This is a genomic window from Chamaesiphon polymorphus CCALA 037 (assembly GCF_003003845.1).
Lineage (GTDB): Bacteria > Cyanobacteriota > Cyanobacteriia > Cyanobacteriales > Chamaesiphonaceae > Chamaesiphon > Chamaesiphon polymorphus.
In genome coordinates this window covers 1-5487 of record NZ_PVWO01000403.1, presented here as the reverse complement: position 1 = coordinate 5487, position 5487 = coordinate 1, and the positions used below count along the sequence as shown (strand labels likewise).

Below are 5487 nucleotides of genomic sequence, written 5' to 3'. Positions count from 1 at the left end.
GACAATCCCGAAGTCCATCACGTCCCCCAGGGAATTGCCGTCGATATCACGCCCCCACCGCCCCAATTATCGCCATTCGATCGAGATATCTTACAAGTTTGTGGTATTTTAGGATCTCACCCTGCTGCTGACGATTTTAAAGCATTATTGAAGGCATATCCAGAAGTACTCCAGCGCATTCAGCAGGCTGTAGATGGTGAGATATTTGCAGGGAGAAATAGCAAAACAGAATTTCTCGAAGATCTAACTCAGATCTGGTTTAAACGCGATGGTTTCGAGCATATTTTTTGCGGGAGTATCGAGCGCGAACAGTTGAAAGGGATGCATTATGTCGGACGCTATCTGCAACTGCAAGAGCAAGGATTAGCAGGTAAAATGCCTAATAATCAGCATCAAGAAGAAACGATCGATGGGGTTGTTTATACAATTGGTGTCTTGGTAAAATACGGGGATAGATTATTAGCCGATCGTCGCAATGGTTATGCTTTAGTTACCGATGCCGCCGAGTTATTAATTGCTGCTACCCAAGCTTTTAAAAAGAAAGCTCGTCCTCGATCTACTTACACTGTTGCCGTCGTCGATGTCGATTCGGGACATACTTATCCAGCAGTATTTGTCAAAGAAGATAATGCGATCGTTACTTTTTATCCCGACGCAACACCAATAGAGCCTTTTGCTTAGTCAATCGCCTCAATATGTTATTTTATCCTAAAATCCCCGATAGCCGTAATTGTCCCGATGGTAAGTGTATCGCATTTGAAAAATACGACGGTACCAATATGCATTGGGATTGGGATCGAGATTTTGGTTGGCACGCTTTCGGTACCAGACGCGATGTGTTTAATCTAACTCCTGCGGGCATCGGCGATTTTCAAGCCAAACACCAACATTTGAGCGAATGTACCGATGTCTTCGATCGCGACTGGGCCAGCGATTTGGAACGAGTTTTTCTCGATCGATCTCAGTATCAAAACGTTCGAGAAATCAAAGTTTTTATGGAGTTTTTAGGCTCTAATTCTTTTGCCGGATTACATCGACCTGAAGATTCCAAAGAATTGAGACTATTTGATGTGTGGTTGGAAGATTTTGGCTTTATTAGTCCGTTTCAATTTGTTGATGACTTCCAACATCTCTCGATCGCTAGAGTAGTTTATCGGGGTAAATTAACCGGAAAATTTACCGAAGATGTCCGATCGGGTAAATATCAAGTCGATGAAGGTGTGATTTGTAAAGGCGGCACGGGCGGCCAAGATTTATGGATGGCCAAGATTAAAACTAATGCTTATTTAGCCAAGCTCAAAGCAGCTTTTGCCGATCGATGGGAAGATTATTGGGAGTAAATATAACCGTGTAGAGATCGCTGATTTGGGCAAGATATAGCGATATATCGATCTACGTTATTTGGTGAAGATCCCAATCGTTTGGGGAATTCTAGTTTTGGGTTGCATCATCGATTTGCCACCGACAATTAAACCCGTACTCTGTCCGCCATCTAACATCGCGATGCGCTCCGCACCAAATTTCTGTAATGTTTGCTCGGCTTCACTTTGACTCGCAGCAGGGCTGATGAATAATAAGACGGTGCTATAAATGTTGTCAGCGCGTGGGTTTTTGATGCCGATAAAGTTGCGGGGGAGTGCCCTATTGGCATTTTTGCCAGCAGTGGGGGCTAGTGCGCCGACGACGTTGGGCATTGTGCCATCGAAAGTACTGCGGCTGTAAGGTTCGATCGCAATCTTACCATCAGACCAGGCTACAGTCATGGTTTGGCCTGGAAACTCATTCAAACCGTAGCCGTAGGTGATGAGTCGGTTGTCTTGTTTTAAGCCGAAGGCAATGCCAGTAGGTTTGTTATATGTTTGAAAAAAGGTGCCGTTAATTAATACTTGCAGCGCACCGTTATTGCTATTTTGCGCCCAAAATTCGTCGAACTTCATTTGCCCGACTTTTCCAGCTGAAGTCGGCGCGCCGCTGATACTGCGAAGCGTGGTTTTACTCAGATCTGCTTCGATGACGTAGGTTTTCTTTGCTGCATTAGTCCACATTTTAATGCCAGGAGCCACAGTAGATTCCTCAAATGTAGAGCTAGCTTGATTTGGTTGGATGCAGCCAGTCAGAAGAGCAAATGGAAGGAGGAGAATATAGCGGAAGCTGTGCCAGATAGAATGAAAACTGGATCGATCGTGCATGGAATTTTGGAAGTCTATTTAGAATCTCTTCAATCGAGTCATGCCAGTTTCCGTAAATTATCGAGATCGTGCTGTAGTCAGTCTTTATTCCAAGTTGCTAGTTACAGTTGACAGAAGGTTGTTGCGATGAAAATAGGCATTAAATTCAATCGATTAACATATCGAGAGTATATCTATATTCTCGATCGATATCAAAAATATACAGATTTCAATCCCTTAGCCTTATATCGATCGATTATTGAAAATAATAAACTAGACTTAACTCAGAAAATTGCGATTAGAGATTTAGCACATCAGCAGTTTGCCAAATTCTTTGAATTCTTGCAAATCAAAGATCCATATACGTATATTGCCGTATCGACGCTAGGAGAAACTTTAACTAATGGTGACGAGTCGAAACTGTGGGGCAAAATTATTGAAAATCAAGAAAAAATTCTCAAAGCTAAAAGAATCAAACATCGTAACTTTGGAATTTATTCAAGGTATAACCAGACAAATATACACTGTCCTTTTAATGGTGCGATGGTTCGCCGAGATGGTGGCGTTAATCCGCATTTAGCTTCTGCACCAAGTATGCACTTCGGATCGGATAAAAATTGGTTTAATAAATATGAATCTGCAAAACGTCGCTCGGCAAAAAAGAGAGCATTTAGAGACAATAAAGTAGATATAGAGACTTAACTCATTGTCGATCGACTATTCAAGCCGCTTCAATATATTCGCAAACAGTAGTCGGCTCAGGAAGGCTCTCCAGCTATTTTGGGGAAATAGATACTTAAACAGCAATGTTAGTATGTCATCAAAACCCCTTTACCCTTTTCAATAAGTCTTGCTTATCACCATAACTGCTGGAGAGCCACAGTAGTCGGCTCAGGAATAGGAAAACCCTCTAACTGCAAGCCCTCTAAATGAAATGAAATTGCAGATTGAATTTGACTGAGCACCTCTTCTATGCTCGTACCAGTGGCAATACAGCCAGGTAAATCTGGCACATAAGCAGAATAGTTATTGGTTGTTTTTTCAACAATCGTGGCATAACGCATTAGTTTAAATCCTCATTAAAATCCTCCCTAACTTATGAAAGATAGAGAGGATATTTAATCTTTATACTACTCCAAAAGGTTAGAGTAATTTATCGACATTCTTGGCGACTTCAAAGAAGTGGGCGACATTTTCTTCTGGTACTGTTGGTAAGACACCATGACCGAGATTCATGATATGTCCGGTTTTGCCAGCCTTGCGGACGGTATCGACGATCCGATCGCGAATGAAATCTTCAGAACCGTACAATGCACATGGATCCATATTGCCCTGTACGCCTAAATGCGTCCCAATCCGTTGGCGTCCGACTGCCATGTCTACCGTCCAATCGAGGCTGACGATATCGACACCAGATTTACCCATTAGTTCCAATACGCCCGCACTACCGCTGATGTAGAGGATCAGGGGCGTATCTGGGTGAGTTTCCTTAACTTGGCGAACGACGCGTTGCTGGTAGGGAAGGGCGAAGGTTTCGTAGTCTTGGGGGCTAAGTTGTCCCGCCCAGGAGTCGAACATTTGGACGACTTGAGCACCGCAATCGATTTGATAGCGAACGTAGACGGCGATCGCGTCGGCGATTTTTGCGAGTAGACTATGGAGCATCTGAGGTTCGCGGAATGCCATCCCTTTGATGTTGGCATAGTCTTTGGAGCTTTTACCTTCGATCGCGTATGCTGCTAATGTCCAGGGTGCGCCGACGAAACCGAGGACTGTAGATTTATTACCGACTTCGCGGCGTAAGGTGCCCAAGATTTCTTTAATAAAGGGCAGCGACTCTTCAGGATTGAGGGGATGGAGGGCATCGATTTGCGCCTGAGAGCGAATTGCTGGCTCGATAATTGGCCCCCGACTTTCGATGATATCGAAGGGGATGCCGACGCCTGGTAGGGGCGTGAGGATGTCGGAAAACATGATGACGCCATCTGGCTCGAAGGCGCGCCAGGGTTGGAGGGAAATTTCGATCGCGAGTTCGGGTTTTTCGGAGCGATCGCGGAATGAGGGATATTTATCGCGTAAATCCCGATAGACTTTCATATAGCGTCCCGCTTGGCGCATCATCCAAACTGGCGGACGATCGAGTGTGGCACCTTTGGCCGCACGTAATAATAGTGGTTCTTGACCGATCTCTGTCATTTTTTAATTTATCGTTATTTTATATAGCGTGGCTAGTGGCGAACGCGGATAAAACCCGCTCCTACCCTATATCCACGAGCATAGCTCGAAAGACATAACCTCCAGAATAGCAAACTAGCTACCCCTTTGTGTTAGAAGCTGTTGCCAATCTTGACGATCGATCCTCATTGGCGCGATCCGAGTCTCGCGATCGATCGTCTTTGCCAGCAACTTCGGAACTAGCGATTGCGATCGATAACTGACATTTTAGATGGGGGTGGTGTCACTCGCTTGCCCTCTGGCTGGCAAGTTCGGTGTTGCGACAATTACCATGCAAATAACCACTCTTTAGACAATTTGCCGAGTGCGTAGCTATTCTGGGATCGCCATTATTGAGATTATTAATAATTAATTTCAGCTATTTAGCTGTTGACATGACAACCTGTTACAATATTTGTATTGCAAAAATTGGATGGGAAGAAACCTTCTTTCCAAATTAAAGTTTCCGATCGCACCAAAGTGTTAGCTGTCTAATTTTGCTGGGTATACTATCGCTACAATCTTCCACTTAAGGTGCTATACAAATGGTAGTTAATAATCAATCAATCGATGCTCACAAATGTCCCAAATGTGGAACGGGTCGCATCTGTCGCGCCTATCGTACCAGTAAAATAGATCGATTTTTGTCGTTAATAAATATCTATCCCTATCGTTGTCGTCAGTTTCCCTGCAAAAGTCGCTTTTACCGTTTTGGTAGAAGTACCTAAACTGCAATTTTATTTTTAACAACAACAGTTACGCTGTTAAATATCAACGTCGATCGATTGGATTAACTAATCTCTTTATCATCGCTAGATTTCTAGTACCAAATTTTTCTAAACTAAAGACTCAATTTAACTAAATCGAGTTGGCGTTGGCGTAGCTTCTGCCTGAGCAGAAGGCTCTGTGCAAAAAAAGCCAATCATCTCAAAGACTCAAACTTGCTGCGATGGAACCAATTATTCTGCCGATAGCTCCCCTCGGATACCGCGATCGATCGACAAATTGTTCGATCGAGTCCGGTTATCTCAAAGCAACGATCGAGGCTAGAGTCAGCAATTTTGCTGAATAATCCCAATCGAGATCGCCAAGCCAGTTGACAAAC

Annotated in this window: 7 protein-coding genes; 3 read left to right on the top strand and 4 right to left on the bottom strand. The window is 43.8% G+C overall.

Translation table 11 applies throughout. From position 1 onward, the window contains the following. Window positions 1-681 (top strand): EndoU domain-containing protein (locus C7B77_RS22915; RefSeq protein WP_106310364.1); only part of this gene is annotated, 681 nt, incomplete at its 5' end. A 14-nt stretch (window positions 682-695) separates the two neighbouring features. After that, window positions 696-1340, top strand: coding sequence for an RNA ligase family protein (locus C7B77_RS22910; RefSeq protein ID WP_106310361.1), 645 nt, complete (start codon window positions 696-698; stop codon window positions 1338-1340). 57 nt (window positions 1341-1397) lie between these two features. Here the strand turns inward: C7B77_RS22910 and C7B77_RS22905 are convergent, their stop codons facing one another. Next, entirely contained in the window at window positions 1398-2189 is a 792-nt protein-coding gene (locus C7B77_RS22905) for a phosphodiester glycosidase family protein (protein ID WP_106310358.1), read from the bottom strand. 126 nt (window positions 2190-2315) lie between these two features. Here C7B77_RS22905 and C7B77_RS22900 point away from each other — a divergent pair, with 126 nt between their 5' ends. Continuing rightward, entirely contained in the window at window positions 2316-2870 is a 555-nt protein-coding gene (locus C7B77_RS22900; RefSeq protein ID WP_106310355.1) for a hypothetical protein, read from the top strand. Window positions 2871-3025: 155 nt separating this feature from the next. Here the strand turns inward: C7B77_RS22900 and C7B77_RS22895 are convergent, their stop codons facing one another. From C7B77_RS22895 to C7B77_RS30880, 3 genes are all read right to left on the bottom strand, one after another. Continuing rightward, the gene (locus C7B77_RS22895) at window positions 3026-3232 is read right to left on the bottom strand and encodes a type II toxin-antitoxin system HicB family antitoxin (protein ID WP_106310353.1); all 207 of its coding nucleotides are present in this window, start codon (window positions 3230-3232) and stop codon (window positions 3026-3028) included. 79 nt (window positions 3233-3311) lie between these two features. Then, a complete protein-coding gene (gene hemE / locus C7B77_RS22890; protein ID WP_106310350.1) occupies window positions 3312-4364 on the bottom strand; it encodes a uroporphyrinogen decarboxylase in 1053 nt (350 codons plus the stop codon). Window positions 4365-5304: 940 nt separating this feature from the next. Next, window positions 5305-5487 (bottom strand): hypothetical protein (locus C7B77_RS30880; RefSeq protein WP_219892249.1); only part of this gene is annotated, 183 nt, incomplete at its 5' end.